Source organism: Bacillus sp. AFS053548, from assembly GCF_002575105.1.
Taxonomy (GTDB): domain Bacteria; phylum Bacillota; class Bacilli; order Bacillales; family Bacillaceae_G; genus Gottfriedia.
Map to the genome: position 1 here is coordinate 1 of NZ_NUHI01000035.1, position 16,241 is coordinate 16,241.

At 32.0% G+C, this 16,241-nt stretch carries 20 protein-coding genes; 8 read left to right on the forward strand and 12 right to left on the reverse strand.

All coding sequences use genetic code 11. The annotated features are described in order from the left end of the window. Positions 1 to 167: 167 nt before the first annotated feature. On the reverse strand, positions 168 to 1,097 hold the full coding sequence (locus CN946_RS18055) for a DMT family transporter (protein WP_098862404.1): 930 nt from the start codon (positions 1,095 to 1,097) through the stop codon (positions 168 to 170). Between the two features lie 187 nt (positions 1,098 to 1,284). Between CN946_RS18055 and CN946_RS18060 the strand changes: the two genes are divergently transcribed. Further along, a complete protein-coding gene (locus CN946_RS18060) occupies positions 1,285 to 2,202 on the forward strand; it encodes an NAD(P)/FAD-dependent oxidoreductase (protein ID WP_098862405.1) in 918 nt (305 codons plus the stop codon). Positions 2,203 to 2,333: 131 nt separating this feature from the next. Here the strand turns inward: CN946_RS18060 and CN946_RS18065 are convergent, their stop codons facing one another. From CN946_RS18065 to CN946_RS18075, 3 genes are all read right to left on the reverse strand, one after another. Further along, on the reverse strand, positions 2,334 to 2,711 hold the full coding sequence (locus CN946_RS18065; RefSeq protein ID WP_098429367.1) for a hypothetical protein: 378 nt from the start codon (positions 2,709 to 2,711) through the stop codon (positions 2,334 to 2,336). A 666-nt stretch (positions 2,712 to 3,377) separates the two neighbouring features. Then, a complete protein-coding gene (locus CN946_RS18070) occupies positions 3,378 to 4,142 on the reverse strand; it encodes a MerR family transcriptional regulator (protein ID WP_098862406.1) in 765 nt (254 codons plus the stop codon). A gap of 242 nt (positions 4,143 to 4,384) precedes the next feature. Next, positions 4,385 to 4,885, reverse strand: coding sequence for a hypothetical protein (locus CN946_RS18075; RefSeq protein ID WP_098862407.1), 501 nt, complete (start codon positions 4,883 to 4,885; stop codon positions 4,385 to 4,387). 249 nt (positions 4,886 to 5,134) lie between these two features. Here CN946_RS18075 and CN946_RS18080 point away from each other — a divergent pair, with 249 nt between their 5' ends. After that, a complete protein-coding gene (locus CN946_RS18080) occupies positions 5,135 to 5,569 on the forward strand; it encodes an SET domain-containing protein (RefSeq protein WP_098862408.1) in 435 nt (144 codons plus the stop codon). A 36-nt stretch (positions 5,570 to 5,605) separates the two neighbouring features. Here the strand turns inward: CN946_RS18080 and CN946_RS18085 are convergent, their stop codons facing one another. The 3 genes from CN946_RS18085 to ggt are packed head-to-tail and all read right to left on the reverse strand — an operon-like array spanning position 5,606 to position 8,349. After that, positions 5,606 to 6,133: a chromate transporter gene (locus tag CN946_RS18085; RefSeq protein ID WP_098862409.1), complete on the reverse strand. Its 528-nt coding sequence runs from the start codon at positions 6,131 to 6,133 to the stop codon at positions 5,606 to 5,608. Next, positions 6,130 to 6,711, reverse strand: coding sequence for a chromate transporter (locus CN946_RS18090; RefSeq protein ID WP_098862410.1), 582 nt, complete (start codon positions 6,709 to 6,711; stop codon positions 6,130 to 6,132). The genes CN946_RS18085 and CN946_RS18090 overlap by 4 nt, the downstream gene beginning before the upstream one ends. A gap of 21 nt (positions 6,712 to 6,732) precedes the next feature. After that, complete coding sequence (ggt, locus tag CN946_RS18095; protein WP_286133975.1) at positions 6,733 to 8,349, reverse strand: gamma-glutamyltransferase; 1,617 nt, start codon at positions 8,347 to 8,349, stop codon at positions 6,733 to 6,735. Between the two features lie 235 nt (positions 8,350 to 8,584). Here ggt and CN946_RS18100 point away from each other — a divergent pair, with 235 nt between their 5' ends. Then, entirely contained in the window at positions 8,585 to 9,265 is a 681-nt protein-coding gene (locus CN946_RS18100) for an N-acetylmuramoyl-L-alanine amidase family protein (RefSeq protein WP_176525980.1), read from the forward strand. Positions 9,266 to 9,373: 108 nt separating this feature from the next. Here CN946_RS18100 and CN946_RS18105 read toward each other — a convergent pair whose 3' ends face one another. Continuing rightward, complete coding sequence (locus CN946_RS18105) at positions 9,374 to 10,612, reverse strand: DNA polymerase IV (protein WP_098862411.1); 1,239 nt, start codon at positions 10,610 to 10,612, stop codon at positions 9,374 to 9,376. A gap of 153 nt (positions 10,613 to 10,765) precedes the next feature. On the opposite strand from CN946_RS18105, the gene CN946_RS18110 reads away from it, so the two are divergent. The 3 genes from CN946_RS18110 (at position 10,766) to CN946_RS18120 (ending at position 12,202) form a co-directional block, all read left to right on the forward strand. Continuing rightward, complete coding sequence (locus CN946_RS18110) at positions 10,766 to 11,284, forward strand: VOC family protein (protein WP_098862412.1); 519 nt, start codon at positions 10,766 to 10,768, stop codon at positions 11,282 to 11,284. Between the two features lie 124 nt (positions 11,285 to 11,408). Next, positions 11,409 to 11,786 carry a globin domain-containing protein gene (locus CN946_RS18115; RefSeq protein WP_025672250.1) on the forward strand — a complete coding sequence of 126 codons (378 nt, stop codon included), beginning with the start codon at positions 11,409 to 11,411 and terminating at the stop codon, positions 11,784 to 11,786. Positions 11,787 to 11,803: 17 nt separating this feature from the next. Next, positions 11,804 to 12,202, forward strand: a complete 399-nt coding sequence (locus tag CN946_RS18120) for a thiol-disulfide oxidoreductase DCC family protein (RefSeq protein ID WP_098862413.1) — start codon at positions 11,804 to 11,806, stop codon at positions 12,200 to 12,202. 68 nt (positions 12,203 to 12,270) lie between these two features. On the opposite strand, the gene CN946_RS23575 is transcribed toward CN946_RS18120, so the two are convergent. Next, positions 12,271 to 12,435: a hypothetical protein gene (locus tag CN946_RS23575; RefSeq protein WP_175403474.1), complete on the reverse strand. Its 165-nt coding sequence runs from the start codon at positions 12,433 to 12,435 to the stop codon at positions 12,271 to 12,273. 261 nt (positions 12,436 to 12,696) lie between these two features. Between CN946_RS23575 and CN946_RS18125 the strand changes: the two genes are divergently transcribed. After that, entirely contained in the window at positions 12,697 to 12,981 is a 285-nt protein-coding gene (locus CN946_RS18125; protein ID WP_098847085.1) for a YiaA/YiaB family inner membrane protein, read from the forward strand. 66 nt (positions 12,982 to 13,047) lie between these two features. Here the strand turns inward: CN946_RS18125 and CN946_RS18130 are convergent, their stop codons facing one another. From CN946_RS18130 to CN946_RS18140, 3 genes are all read right to left on the reverse strand, one after another. Then, positions 13,048 to 14,388, reverse strand: a complete 1,341-nt coding sequence (locus CN946_RS18130) for a glycosyltransferase family 2 protein (RefSeq protein ID WP_098862414.1) — start codon at positions 14,386 to 14,388, stop codon at positions 13,048 to 13,050. Between the two features lie 174 nt (positions 14,389 to 14,562). Beyond that, complete coding sequence (locus CN946_RS18135; RefSeq protein WP_098862415.1) at positions 14,563 to 14,757, reverse strand: helix-hairpin-helix domain-containing protein; 195 nt, start codon at positions 14,755 to 14,757, stop codon at positions 14,563 to 14,565. 196 nt (positions 14,758 to 14,953) lie between these two features. Beyond that, complete coding sequence (locus CN946_RS18140) at positions 14,954 to 15,151, reverse strand: hypothetical protein (RefSeq protein WP_098862416.1); 198 nt, start codon at positions 15,149 to 15,151, stop codon at positions 14,954 to 14,956. A 208-nt stretch (positions 15,152 to 15,359) separates the two neighbouring features. On the opposite strand from CN946_RS18140, the gene CN946_RS18145 reads away from it, so the two are divergent. Further along, the gene (locus tag CN946_RS18145; protein ID WP_098862417.1) at positions 15,360 to 15,956 is read left to right on the forward strand and encodes a DedA family protein; all 597 of its coding nucleotides are present in this window, start codon (positions 15,360 to 15,362) and stop codon (positions 15,954 to 15,956) included. Positions 15,957 to 16,241 lie beyond the last annotated feature (285 nt).

Sequence of the window (16,241 nt, forward strand, 5' to 3'; positions counted from 1 at the left end):
CTCTTTTTGCAAGTATCAATGGTTTATTCATATTATTAAGAGTTTGTTCAGTTCCACCGATCGAATTAACTTTCAAATTACTCACCTCATGTATTCTATATAAACACAATGAGTGATTTGCATTTATAACAAATTGTGATGTTTTTATAAACTTTTATAAATTTAAATTAACAGTTGTTAACCTCTTTTCGATCAGCCATTGGTAAAATGACAATCGTACTTATAATACATAGGCTACCTATCCAGTCTAGTATTTCAAAATTTACTCTTAGCCAAATGGTGGATAGTACCGCTGCTGATAATGGTTCCACACATGCAAGTAAGCTAGATTCGGAAGCATTAATATACTTTAAACTCTCTAAATAGCAATAAAAGGCAATTAACGTTCCAAAAATAACAATAAAAATTACTACGAAATATGCTCTCATCGACCAATGACCTTGGAAATTAAAAGGTGAATGTATGAAGCTAAAACAAATTCCACCGATTAGCATTCCCCAACCTACTACGATTGTCGACCCAAATTTTTTCAAAAGATTTTGAGGCTGTATTGAATAAAATGCTAAAGCAAAAGCTGACGCTAGCCCCCAAAATAATGCCCATCCAGTAATAGACAATCCTTTAATCGTTCCATGGGTTACCAATAAAAATGTCCCTGCAAGCGCTAAAATGACAGCCAGTACTTCTTTTCTAGTTGGTACTTTTTTGTAAAGCATTGCTAAATAGCATGTAATAATGACGGGTGCCAAATATTGTAAAATTGTCGCTGTAGCAGCATTTGAAGCTTTTATTGCGGCGAAGTATGTATATTGAACTGCTAAGATCCCAAGAATACTAAATAACAACAAACTTAAGACATCCTTCTTATCCTTCCATATTTTTGATAGATTTCTTTTTTCTTTCAGACTAGCAAAAATTAATAGGATGACTCCAGAAAACAATAATCGAATAACGACTAACCATTCTGGACTAAAATGATTTCTTTGAAATACAAATTGTGTAACAGTTCCAGATATGCCCCATAATATTGCCGCAGTTAATACGAGAATAATTCCCTTCATTCTAGAATTTGTTAAGGCAATCTTATCTGCACTCATTCTTACTCCCTCCACAAAAAACAACAAATTAAAATATGCTAATAGAAAAATCGTACCTAAGTATTCAGAATATATCAATCAAAAATCTCTTAATTTTCAACAATAAGAGAAATTGTGATTAGAAATTGCTTAATTGGAAAAATTGAACATATACGATTTTGTATTAAATGATTTAGGAGACAAGTCTATGGATGAGTTATATGAATGTATCATAGTAGGGGGAGGTTTCGCAGGTTTACAGGCATCAATTCAGCTTGGTCGATACCAAAGAAATGTACTCGTAATTGACTCAAATTATGGGCGCTCAACATTATGTAAAACATATCGTAATATTTTAGGTTGGCCGAATAGTATAAGTGGACAAGAGTTAAGACAGCTAGGAAGAAAGCATGCTGAAGTTTATGGTGTATCATTCACCCAAGATAAAGTAATAAGTATACAAAACGTAAACAATCAATTCCTAATAGAGACGAAAGTAGGAAAATCTTATTCTGCTAAAACAGTCTTACTAGCAACTGGACTAATTGATCGAATTCCCCAAATCAAAAATCTAGTCGATTGTCTTGGATCGACAATTTTTGTTTGTCCAGACTGTGATGGATATGAAATTTTAAATAAAAGTGTTTTAATACTTGGATCTGGTAACACTGGTGCAAATCTTGCCATCACATTAGCTTATTGGTCAAAACAAATTACATATATTAATCACGAAGGACATGACCTTGATTCCAAATTAAATGACCAACTACATAAAATTGGAATTCACTATCGAAAAGAAAAAATTAAGGAAGTACTAAAAGAAGACGATTCCACTTTTAAAGGAATTTGTTTACAAAGTGGTGAAATAATTTATGCGGATCGAGCTTTTATTGGTTTTGGTGGAAATGAAGTACAAAACAATCTTGCTATCCAACTAGGAGTAAATCTTTTTAATGATAAGCATGTTATTGTAGACCCACGGACAAAGGAGACGAATGTTCCAAATGTATGGGCAGCCGGCGATCTAGTAGCCCATTCTCAACAAGTCACAATAGCAATGGGCGATGGTACCCAAGCCGCTGTTTGGATTCAAAAAAGATTATTAGAAATGAGTGTAAAAGATTGATAAACAACTTTAAGCGATTTGCCCCTCACCCTATCCATTCTCTAACTAAGTTACTATTTAAGCTCAAAAAAAAGTATTACATCATTTAATGAAGTAATACTTTTTTACTGTTTTCATCTTATCAAATCGTTTTAGAAAAATACTTTTAATAAAGTATACATGGTGACGATTGCTAAAATAAACACTAAAATTGGTATTAATATTCGGATGAAAGTTGAAGGCATTCGATATCTTCTATAAGTATCCTCAATACAAATAATACATAGTAAATAGATTAATCCTGATATGATAGCTCTAGCTAAATCAAAATTCCCAAGTGATTTAATGGTGTGATTAACATGCTGAAATATATAAAATTGTACAAGATTAAAAATTAAAAATAATAAGAAATAATAAAATATACTTAATATGTAAGTACTAAATTTTATTTTTTCATGTTCTATATTTTGACGCTTTCTAATAAAACGCTTCTTATGTCGCTCTTTCCTCGGTATAAATTGTTCGTCCATTTTAGTACATCCTTAGTTTAAAAATTGAATTATTTAAATGAAATTCTTACCTATATTGTACATAAACATTCCATTATTTAAAAATTTATAATACTACTCTACAAAATTTACATCAAACTATATAATCATAAGAATAATTATACCAAATTTCATTGAATACATTTACTATTTTTTTCCAAAAAAATATAAAAAAAGTGTACTTAGATTAAATCAGAGTACACTTTTTTACGCTGTTGAAAAACAACCTTGTCAATTAAATTACCAAATTTTCGTAAAAGGAGTAGAGTGATGTTGATTTCCATGGGACATGAGAGTTTGACAACATCTTCTTTTTTTTTATCTCATAAACCTTTTATAAGTAAGGTATATTCTTATTATTGCTGTTTTACTTCCTCATGAACCCTTCATGCGTCACCTTTTTTCTTATTTTTGCTGTCTTACTTACTTATGAACCCTTCATGTGGTACCTTTTTTCTTATTTTTGCTGTTTTACTTCCTCATGAACCCTTCATGAGTCACCTTTTTTCTTATTTTTGCTGTTTTACTTACTCATGAACCACTCATGAGGAACCTTTTTTCTTATTTTCGCTGTTTTACTTCCTCATGACCCTTTCACGAAATATGAGCAGGTGTACTTAGAACTTGCCTAAGTACACCATCCCCGACTTATTTTTTATGTTGCGTGTAAATATGAATTGCATCTCTTAAAAATTCAGCAGTTCCAGGTTGTTCTTTATCGTAATGTGCTCTAAAACGCTCATCGTCTACATACATTTGTGCTAAGCCTGCGTGCGCTTCCTTGCTATATTTGCTCCAATAAAATGTTAACCATTGTTTATGCAAATCAGCTGCTTTTTGGGCAATTTCACTTGATGGATCACCCGTTTTAAATGCTTCAGCTAATGTTTTTGCTAATTCTTCAGCAAGGCGCGTTACTTCTTTATGATTTTCTTCTGTCATATTCATTACTTTTTGATTTGCTTTATTAACTGCTTCATCTCCATATTTTTCACGTGCTTCTTTTCCATATTTCTTTTCATTTTCTTCGATCATATCTTTCTTAAAGCCTTCAAATTTTTCTTTATTTGACATTGTAATTCTCCCCTCTGTTAGAGCAATTGACTTTTCAACGTTTGAAATTAATAAATCCAATTGCTTTCTTTTATCAAGAAGCTGCTCCCGATGCTCAGTTAACGCCTTGGCACTATTAAAATCAGGTGATGTGATAATTTCTTTAATGTTTTCTAAATTCATACCTAGTTCTCTATAAAATAAGATTTGTTGTAAGCGATCTACTTCCGCTTGACCATAAATCCGATATCCTGATGAGTTAATTCTTGCCGGCTTAAGAATCCCAATCTCATCATAATATCTTAAAGTCCTAGTGCTGATTCCTGCTAGAAGTCCAAGCTTTTGTACTGTATATTCCATTGCGACTACCTCCTGACATCTTTACAATACACCTTTACGCAACGTTAAAGTCAATTCTATAATTTTAATCTTTTAAGATTTTTTTCGGAGTAAGCTACATGCCATCCTGTTCAAAAAATATTGCTTGATACAACATACTTTACATTTAATTCCTACCTATCGTTTTGCAACATTCATTACAAGACATAAAAAAATCCCCTCTGCTATAGGGGATTACATCGTGTAGGCAAACTACAAAATAATTATTTACCTGTAAATACTTTCATACCATTTATACCATCAAATGGTTTACCACCAGGAGCGTGCAAATGACGAACTGCTAGTTTAAATCGCTTATTTGAAGGTATTTCTTGTTTAAAGGTTAACAAGAATGAATTGTTATCTCCTTGTACCTTTGTAATTGTAACTTGATTATTCGATAAAGCATTCCTTGCATTAAATTGACTTTTGCTTCCTAGTGATGCAATTCCGGTAGGGATTTTATCAGATAAACTTTGAATCCAATAAAATGAAGCTTTTGTTCCTAAATAAATATCAACTTGTGAATCAAAAGTTACTAGGATCTGATTTGTCGAAACCTGGAAAATATTAGCTAGACTAGGAATTTTGTTTACAGTTTGATTTGGCTTATATCCTTCAATTCGCAGTAATTCCTTTTTGCTAGTTGCATTTACCTGCTTATTTCCTGGAAGAATAGAAGACATTACAATCAATAAAATCATAATCTTATTAAAAAATTTCATTATAATCTGCCTCCCTATATATATATAACAATTTTATAATTTGATGTTTTGGCAAAATATATACTTAGATTTTTTTAATTTTATCAGTTTTAAATCTAATAGTAGACTTGTCCTAGTTATACTACTTCCTTCGATCGAAAAAGAGACGTACTTTTATGTGAATAACGCTAAATAGATAAAAAAATTGATTTATATCTAAAATAGTGGCAAACTATCTATAAGACTTAAGAGAGAATTATAGGTGTAATTATGATTGAAATTAAAACTTCTACGTTAAGTGACGGTGAATTTAATCGTGGTGTCTTTGCAACACGTGATATTGCAAAAGGTGAGCTATTACATGAGGCGCCAGTTATTTCTTACCCGAACGAGGAACATGAGCATATCGAGAAAACTTTATTAGCAGATTATGCATTTGAATATGGTATTAATCATTCAGCTATTCTTCTAGGATACGGAATGCTATTCAACCATTCTTATGATGCAAATGCAACTTACGATATTAACTTTGATAATCACACATTTGATTTTTTCGCTTACAAAGACATTAAAGCTGGCGAAGAAATTTTGATTAATTATAATGGTGAAGTTGATAATATGGATCCACTTTGGTTTAATAAAGATTATGAAGAAGTTATGAGCAAACGAAAAGAAGAAGAAGAAAAAGAAAAAGAAACCAATTAATTCAATTGAATTAGTTGGTTTCTTTTCTTTTTTATATTAAAGATTAATGGCCCCATAAATTAATGTACCAAGAACTACAAAAGCAGGATGAATTTTAAATTTTTCCATTAAGAAAAATGTACAAACTGCAATAAAAATAACTTGGAATGTTCCAATATCATGAAACGAATCAGAAAAAGATTGATATGTAAGCTGGCCTAAAAGGACAACAATTGTCGGTTTTACATATGCTGTCATTCTCTTCACTCGAATTGAGTCACGATTTTTATAAAGTAACCCAATTAATAGTATCATTAGCAATAATGAAGGAAATACCGTTGCAAATACTGCTATAAAGGAACCAAAGATTCCTCCGATTTTGTATCCTATATAACCAGCCATTTTAGTTGCGATAGGACCTGGTAAGGCATTCCCCATTGCAAACGCTTCATGAAATTCTTGCCCTGTTAACCAATGATTTTGTGTAACAACATCATTTTGAATTAATGGGATCGTAGCAGGTCCCCCACCATATCCTAAAAGATTCGTTATTAGAAATGAAAGAAATAATTTCCAATAAATCATTCGTTTGTACTCCCCTTCCTCGTCTGATGATCATTTGAGGAAGTTGCTTTTACTGGTTGGAAGATTGCAAATATTAGTAAACCACCAATTATAATCGCTGGGTGTATGTGTAAAAATTGAATTAGAAGCAAACCGACAACTAAATGAATTAATATTGTTGGTGTTTTCAATCCTTTTTTTGAACTTTGATAAAATTGCCATGTTAATACACCTAACATTACCCCTACAACAGGCACAATTGATTCCTTCATCCCATTAACCCATTTAATATCTTTAAAAGAAGATAATGAAGTTAAAAGTATAATCATTAAAAGGATTGTCGGTAAGATCGATGCAATGATCGCATTAAGCATTCCGATAATGCCACCAATACGATAACCGATATAACCTGCTAATTTTGTATTGATTGGACCTGGGAGCATATTTCCTATTGCTAAAATTTCAGAAAACTCTTCGTCTTTCATCCATTTATACGTATCGACGACTTCTTTATAAACTAGAGGAATCGTTGATGGTCCTCCTCCATATCCTAAAATACTACTTCGAAAAAAAGCGATGAATATTTCTAATTGTTTCATTAAATCAATTCCTTTTCATATTTACCAACTTGCTATACAACCGTCCGTTCTTGATTCTGTACCACCCATTAAAACGCCAGAATCTTCATTTCTCCAAATAATTTGGCCACGCCCGAAACTTCCAGTATCCTTTGCAACCTTAATTTCATGACCTTTAGCCTGCAACTCTTTTATAATCTCTTGAGGAAAACTAGGTTCGACTTCAACTATTTTCCCTTCAATCCATTGCCATCTAGGAGCATCTAAGGCTTCTTGTGGATTTAAATGAAAATCGATGCTATTCATGATTACTTGAACATGTCCTTGAGGCTGCATATAACCACCCATTACACCGAATGGTCCAATTGCTTTATTATTTTTTGTTAAAAATGCCGGAATAATCGTATGATATGATTTTTTTCCACCAATTAAAGCGTTGGCATGTTTTTCATTTAAGCTAAAATCACAACCCCTATTTTGCAATCCAATTCCAGTTCCAGGAATCACTATACCTGACCCAAAACCCATATAATTACTTTGAATAAAAGAGACCATGTTTCCATCTCCATCAGCTGTCGCTAAATAAACAGTGCCTCCACTAGCCGGTCTTCCTGGTAATGGTGTATGAGCAGTTTCCTTGATCCCTGAAAAGCGTTCTTTTCCATATTGATCACTTAATAGACTTTCAACCGAAGTCTTCATAAACTTTCGATCTGTTACATATTCCTTTCCGCAAGCAAACGCTAACTTCATTGCTTCAAATTGTTTATGATATGTAGTTATGTTCTCTTTGTCATCAAACTGATCATTTTTTAATATATTTAAAGCCATCAGTGCGACAATTCCTTGACCATTAGGTGGAATTTCCCACACATCAAAGCCTCTGTAATTTATACTAATTGGATTTACCCATTCCGGTTTAAAAGACTCTAAATCTTCTTGTGTTAAAAAACCACCATATTGATTTGAAGAAGCAATAATTTTATCTGCAATTTCACCTTTATAGAAATCTTTTCCATTTGTTTCGGCTATTTTTTCTAAAGTTATTGCATGATCTAGTGAAGACCAAATTTCTCCTACTTCAGGAGCTCTTCCATTTGGAGCAAATGTATCAAACCAAGCAACAAACTCCTCAGAGTTTAACTCCTTTTTGTATATTTCATAAGCCTTCTTCCAAAACTTACCTAATGTTGGTGAAATCGGAAAACCTTCACGAGCATATTCAATTGCCGGTTGTAGCACTTCCTTTAACGAAAGTCTCCCAAACCGATTCGATAATTCTACCCAAGCAGCCGGAGCACCAGGGACAGTTATTGGAATCCAACCATATTTAGGCATTTTTTCATACCCTAAATTTTTTAATTTTTCAATCGATATATTTTTAGGTGCTGGTCCACTCGAATCTAAACCGTATAACTTTTCGTTCATCCAAACTAATGCAAAAGCATCTCCACCTATACCGTTTGAAGTAGGCTCTACTACTGTAAGGCAAGCAGCTGTAGCGATCGCAGCATCTACTGCATTACCACCCTTTTTTAAAATATCTAGGCCCGCTTGTGCAGCCAATGGTTGGGAAGTAGCGACCATTCCATTTCTAGCATACACCACATTACGATGTGATGAATAAACATGTTCATTCGCTTTCATTTTTGTATACATACACTTTCCTCCTTGGCTTTTTGCAATAGTTACATTGGATAACAAAAACACTTAATCTTTAAATTCGACAATATTTTAGTATTCCCCTACTTAACTATCAATCTAAATAAAAGAATCTATTAGAATGAATGTCTAATTCAACTAAATATCTTAAATTTGGTTATATACATTAGATGCTTGTCCATTTCAACTAAAGGCTACTTTGAATACTTTATCATTAGGAGGGATTAGTTTAATGTTGAAACTATATTTAGATCCAGGGCATGGTGGCTCTGATTCAGGTGCAGTAGGAAATGGTTTAAAGGAAAAAGACCTAACTTTGGATATCGCATTAAGAATAAGAGATTTATTGAATAACTATAATGACGTTGAGGTTAGAATGAGCAGATCTACCGACACTGATCGTTCTTTATCTGAACGTACTAACGATGCAAACTCATGGGGTGCCAGCTACTTTTTATCTGTTCATATCAATTCATTTAATACATCAGCGTCTGGTTACGAGGATTATATACATGATAGTTTGTCAGATACATCTACTTCAGCACAATATCGAAACGATTTACATCCAGAAATCGTTAAGCTTAATGGTCTAACTGATCGTGGTAAAAAGAAAGCTAATTTTCATGTATTACGAGAATCAAATATGCCAGCAATCCTGACTGAAAATGGATTCATTGATAATGCAAGTGATGCTGCAAAACTAAAAGATCCAAATTGGCGTCAAAAAGTAGCTCAAGGGCATGTAAATGGATTAGTAAAAGCATTTAACTTAACAGCTAAGACTAAGTCTGAAATGCATAGAGTAATCGTAGACGGAGTACAAGTCGGTGCATATCAAGATGATCAAAATGTACTGAATGCAGTGGAACAATATCTTCCAACAGCAACTAAAATTATTATTGAGAAAGTTTAAACGATTATATTAACTATTTTAAGACTGTCTAATGAATAGACCGTCTTTTTTTCGTAAAAAAATGAAGGCAACTTAAAAAGGACCTTCGATTGAAAGCCCAGCAGCTATTTACTCTGTAGATTTCAATATATCTAATATATTGTTTGAGTCAATTTTCTTTTTTTGTCTTCCTAAACTAATAACTTGTTCTCCATATTTATTTTGCAATTTATGTAGTGTTTCAAACAATGGTTCTTGTTTGGCATCCTTTTCAAAAGAAAATAGGTCCAATTGCTTTGATATTTCATCTTTTGGATTTAATTGTGATGCAGTTACTCCGATTAAACGTAATGGTTCTCCGTTCCAATTTCTTTTCCATAGATCAAATGCCTCTTTAAAGATTTCATTAGCTTGTTGTACAGGTGTAGAAAGTTTTTTACTTCGATTAATTGTTTTTCGGTCACTAAATCGAAGTGTAATTGTCACAGTATCAGCAACTAAACCCTTCTTAATTAATCGTTCAGCTACCCGTTTTGATAGAGCTTCAAATTTTTCTGCAATCATTGGTTCCTCAAAAACATCAAATGAAAATGTCGTTGATTGGCCAATTGTCTTATGTGAAAGCATACGACTAGGATCGACTTCTCTCTCATCTATTCCATTCGCCTTATTTCTTAAAGAATTACCATTTACACCTAATAATTCTTGTACTTGTTTCTCATTACTTTTTGCCAAATCTTCTATTGTAATGATGCCAATTTCATTTAATTTTTCTTCAGTTTTCTTACCAACACCATGCATCTCTCCTACTTTTCTAGGCCATAAAATAGTAGGAACATCCCTCTTACGAAGAACAGTAATTCCAAGTGGTTTCTTCATATCTGAAGCTGTTTTCGCAAGAAATTTATTTGGACCAATACCGATACTGCATGGCATATCAAGATCTTCTAACAATATTGACTGGATCAATTCAGCTATTTTAATTGGATGACCTAGTTTTTCATCACAATCAGTTATATCAATATATCCTTCATCAATTGATGCCACTTCAATTTTAGGACTTATTGCACCTAATTTTTCAAATATTTGTCTTGAGACTTTTCGGTAAGCTTCAAAATTTGGAGTTTTCACAATCATCTCAGGACATTTTTTTCGCGCTTCCCATAATGGCATTGTTGCCCGAATTCCATAAGCTCGAGCTTCATAACTAGCAGTTACAATAATTCCCCTGCGCTCTTTTTCATTGCCGGCCACAACTACTGGTTTACCTTTTAATGATGGATCATTCGCTATTTCAACCGAAGCAAAAAATGAATTCATATCAACATGTAAAATAACTCTTCCGCTCTTTGGTGCCCATTGATTCATTGACTCACCTCCTATGCTAGTATAATTTCATTTTTTTATATTTCCTATTAACGTGTATTAATGTTGAATATAGTTAAAACTTATAAAGTTTGAATCATATCTAAAACCAATATCTAATTATTATAAACGTTTTTGGATTAAAGGAGAAAAGCTATGCAAAGTAAAATTCAAAAAATATCAACGAATTTATGGTTTGATACACAAGCCGAAGAAGCCGTAAATTATTACACTTCTATATTTAAGAATTCAAAAATTGAAAGAATCACACGATACGGAAAAGAAAGACATGATCCAAACAGTATGGAAGAAGGTGCGGTTATGACCATTCAATTTAGCTTAGAAGGGCTAGATTTTGTTGCGTTAAACGGTGGACCTCACTTTAAATTTACAGAAGCAATTTCATTCATCGTTCATTGTGACTCCCAAGAAGAAATAAATTATTATTGGGAAAAATTATCAAAGGATGGAGATAAAAAAGCTCAAGCATGTGGTTGGTTAAAAGATCAATTTGGTGTCTCATGGCAAATTGTTCCGACCATTTTACCTGAACTATTAAATGACTCTAATCTAGAAAAATCTGAACGAGTAATGAAAGCTATTCTCCAAACTAAGAATAAAATCAATATAAACAACTTAATTGAAGCTTATGAAGGAAACCCCTCTTCTAATTAGAATAGGGGTTTTAATAATAAATTACATTAACCTAATGTTCCTATTTACTTCTCATAAAGTCCAAAAAGAGATAAAATAAACCTATCTAAATTGTATTTTTTGAAATTAATGGAGGTATTTTCTTTTGAGTAACGAAAATCAATCAATGTATGATTATATAGGGAAAGAAAAATTAGAAGAGCTAGTGGATACTTTTTATTCTTATGTTTCAAAGCATGAGAGACTTTCACCAATATTTCCAGGTGACTGGGAAGAAACAGCACGTAAACAAAAACTATTTTTAACACAATTTTTAGGTGGACCACAATATTATAGTATGGAACGTGGTCATCCAAGAATGCGCGCGCGTCATTTGCCTTTTCCAATTACAATTGAATTAGCTCATGATTGGTTGGATTGCATGGGAAAAGCTATGGATGATGTCGATTTAGATGAAGAAATTAAAGAACCATTATTACAGCATTTAAGAAATGTTGCTTACCATATGGTGAACCAAGAATAGTCTTTAGGGGATATATTATGAGTGAGAGGCCAATTATTTTATTTGATGGTGAATGTATTTTGTGCAATGGAGCCGTTCAATTTATTATTAAACATGACCAAAAAGGATTTTTTCATTTTGCCGCATTACAATCTACATTTGGCGAAAAGCTTAAGAAGGATCACCCCGAACTTTGTTCAATTGATTCAATTATTCTTGTACAAAATGGAAAAATAAAAATTGAATCTTCAGCTGCACTTTCTATTGCAAAAAATTTAGAAGGTTGGCCAAAATTTTTCTATGCCTTTATCATAATCCCAACAACAATACGAGACTATTTATATAGACTGATCGCAAGAAATCGTTTTAAATTTTTTGGAAAAAACGAATCGTGTATGATTCCATCAAAAGAAATTAGGGATCGATTTTATTTATAAAAGTCCTCTTCAATTGAAAGAGCCACAAGGTTATCATTTCCCCTTGTGGTTCTTTTTTAGTTCCCGAATTAACTTTTTATTAGAAATCTTGTTAAAGCGAGCCCTAAAAATCCAACACCCATTCCAATTAGCCAACCAGAATGTGGTTCATGTAATAAACTTCCAATTCCTCCGCCTAGAAACATACATCCTACAAACACGATTCCTCCAATACCAGCACCTCTATTACTCAAAATCTGACCATCCTCTCCAAATAAATATTTTCTATCTATTTGTGATTAGATACCTTTTAGTATTTCTCTATTTTTTATTTAGCTTTTTCCTAAAAAATTCCAGTAATATTTTCCAATTAACTAATTTATTAGAATTTTATTACTATTTAATAACAAATTTTATATAATGATAATAGACGTTAAGAATTTTTTTGAAATCATATATACCTTCTTAATTGTATTTTTTAACGTCAAACAATTATGTCCGGAGCGTGATTAAATTTGCAGAAGCACAGACGTAGAAACACACCAGCGTTTACTGTTTTAGCTTACTTTACTTTAGTAGCAGGAGTATTTTTGTTTTGTATCGGACTTTATAATGCAGATATGGAGTTAAACGAAAAAGGTTATTATATTGCAGTTATGCTATTAGTAGCAGTAGGCTCAATTTTAACCCAAAAGGTTGTTCGTGATAATGCCGAAGATGATGATATTATCGCGGATCAAGAAGTTCAATTAAAGATGAAGTTAGATAGCTCAACAAAGAAAGAAACAAATAATTTATAAAAACATAAAGGGGATCACAAAAAGTATTTTTACTTTTGTGATCCCCTTTTTATGAAAATAAAGTTTTTATTCCCAAACTCGTTTTAATTTAAAGAATTCTTGAAGATAGCCATAAAGTGAAACTGGCGACATAATCATTTGATAGCATAATAGGAAGAATAGAAATCCTATACGATTATTTCTTATTCTTAAATTTAAATTACGGAAAACATAGTTTTTCTGGTAAAAATAAAGGATTGAATAGCTAATGAATGTTAATGGGAGAACTAATAAAGTCATTGGTCCAACAATAAAGTTGATTCCAAAAAACGCTAAAATCAATCCAGGAATCCAACATAAAGTGTAAATAAGATCTAAGTAAACCATCAATAGGTTAATACCAGTTAAATACTTTGTATAAACTTGTGGTTGTTGCCAAGGTTTTATTTCAATTAGTCCTTCAACCATCCCTCTTGCCCACCTTGATCTTTGTTTAGCAAAATGACCAAAGGTAGTAGGTGCATCAGTAAATGCTACTGCTAAAGGTTCGAAATATACCTTCCATTGCTTTTGTAAAAGTCTCCATGTTAGAACGATATCTTCTCCAATTGCATCTGGCCAACCATTTACTTCCTTAACACAATCAGTTTTATATAAACTAAACGCCCCTTGTGCAACTAGTGTTCCTTGATATAATCCCTGAAGTCTTTTTATAGAAGCAATTCCTAAAAAATAGTCCCATTCTTGGATCTTAGTCCAAAATGTTTCACGACTATTACGAACTAACATTGAGCCAGCAACAGCACAAACATCGGTAGGGCTACTTTTTATTCTTGAAACTAAGTATCTTACTGCGGAAGGATGAATTAATGTATCTGCATCTAATGTAATGACATATGTTGTTTTTACATACTCCAAACCTAAATTAAGTGCATGAAACTTACCTGGTTTTGATTGATGTAATAAACTAATATTTGAACTTAACTCTTTTTTCGCCCTCATTACTTCACGATCTGTACCATCAGTTGAGTTATTATTAATAACGATAACGGTTATTTCACCAGTATAGTCTTGATCTGAAATATATTTTAACGTATTAAAAATAGCGCCTTCTTCATTATAAGCAGCTACTAATACAGTTACCGAATCATTTGGGAATTCATTTTTAAAATTCGGTTGTTTATCAAGTAGTAAACTTATGACTAAAAAAGTGCTCATATAGCCCGGTATATAGGCAATACCACCTATTATGATGATTGCTACTGGCGTAGTAACAACGTCAGATAAGTCCTTTACCCAAGGAATTGATAAATAAATTGAAAAAAGTAACCAAGAAAATGAAATAAAATGGCTAAACCAAAATTTTCTATTTACAGTAAAATAATATCGGGTTCCTTTTTTTTGTATAGGAGACAAGTTTGGTTTCAATAGTCTCCCCCCTTTTTTATGAAATTTAGACGATAAGAATCATTATATCACTATAATATACATTGATATCCTAGCAACTTTTGGTAAAAATAAACGAACTAGAAACACTTTAATAACATAAAAATACCCAAATAAAAAAGAACTGAAATTAGATCAGTTCTTTTCATATAAGTATTAATTTTTAAATGATAAACCTTTCACTTCCAATGCATTTTTAATTGTCGTAATTGCCTTAGGTCCCATCCCATGTAATTTTAATACTTCCGCTTCACTTAATTGTGTGAATTGCTCCAAATGTAAGTAACCTGCTGAAGTTAATGCTCTAATAGCTGGTTTTGCTAATCCATTTGGTAATGAATTTTCACTCATATAATATCCCCTCCTTTTTAAAATTTTTATCAAGCCAATTGATTATGCCGTTTTTCATACTACCTGTGAACATATGATTTACAGCCTTATATTATTTCCACTTGCAATAAAACCACCCATTGAACTACCTAACAGAATCGTATTTTCTTTTTGTAAATTAAGCTGATGTATCATTTCATCTTCTTCATCAATTGTTTCAAATATTGACTTCCAAAAAATATGATTGTAAAATCTCTTGATCGAAATGGTTATTTAGAGCTTGTCTCGAATCATGGTATTTAATTTCGGGAATAACTACTTTAAATCCTAATTCAGATAGCTGCGATTCAATCGTTGAACCCCAACCATGAAACATGATGATTGTTTCTTTCCTACTAATTGGGGTTTTTTTCATAATAATTAATCATTTTCCCCACCTAAATTTCTTTATTTTCTATAGTAGTATTAAATCATTCTAATAATAACAAAATTATTTGAATTTTGAATTGCCATATTTAAGAAAATGCTATAAAATACTTTTGTTTGTATACAATGATATTATCTTTAAAATAAATTTTTGCCTATTTACTTCACGCGGAAAAAATCGAGGATGTGTATGATCAATGGTTCAACATTTAAACTTAATAATTAGTCACTATGGTTATTTAGGCATCATTATAGCATTAATAGGAGGAATTATTGGGTTACCACTACCAGATGAAATTCTTTTAGTATACATAGGTTATAATGTATTTATAGGTAGATTGTTATATTTACCTTCAATAGCTTGTGCGATTATTGGAATCATTTGTGGAATCTCATTAAGTTATTTACTTGGATACATATTTGGTTTACCTTTACTTAATAAATATGGACCAAAAGTGCATATTACAGAGAAAAAAATTGAAATGACAAAAAGCTTATTTACAAAATTTGGACCATATATTCTTATAATAGGATTTTTTATACCAGGAGTCAGGCATTTAACTGCTTATTTTGCTGCCATTAATAAATATTCTTATAGAAAATTTGCAACGTTTGCATTTATTGGAGCAATCCTTTGGGGATTCACTTTTATAACATTAGGAAAAATTTTTGGTGAAGAATGGGATAAAGTGGCGTCTATTTTTGCAAAGTATAGTTTAGTCATATTTCCATCTGCCTTATTGATTGCGATTGTTTTCTTTTTCCTATATAGAAAACGTTTAACTACAAATTAGCGTTAGTTTTTAGATTTCTTAACTATTAAAAAGACGAAGCATTGTGTTTCGTCTTTTTTTGTTGAAAATGAGTATGTCAAAAGCTGATTTCCACTGCAGGGTGCTCCTTTTTATAGGGCATGAGCTAAAGTCTTGTCGTTCCTGAGGGGTTATTCGTCATCCCGAAGTGGCTTGCACATAAATTCTGAAAATCGCAATTAAAATTGGCAAAACTGCAATTAAAATCTGAGAATCTGTTCTGTTTAGATACCCTTCTCATTACACGATAGTACGTTGTTTATATTA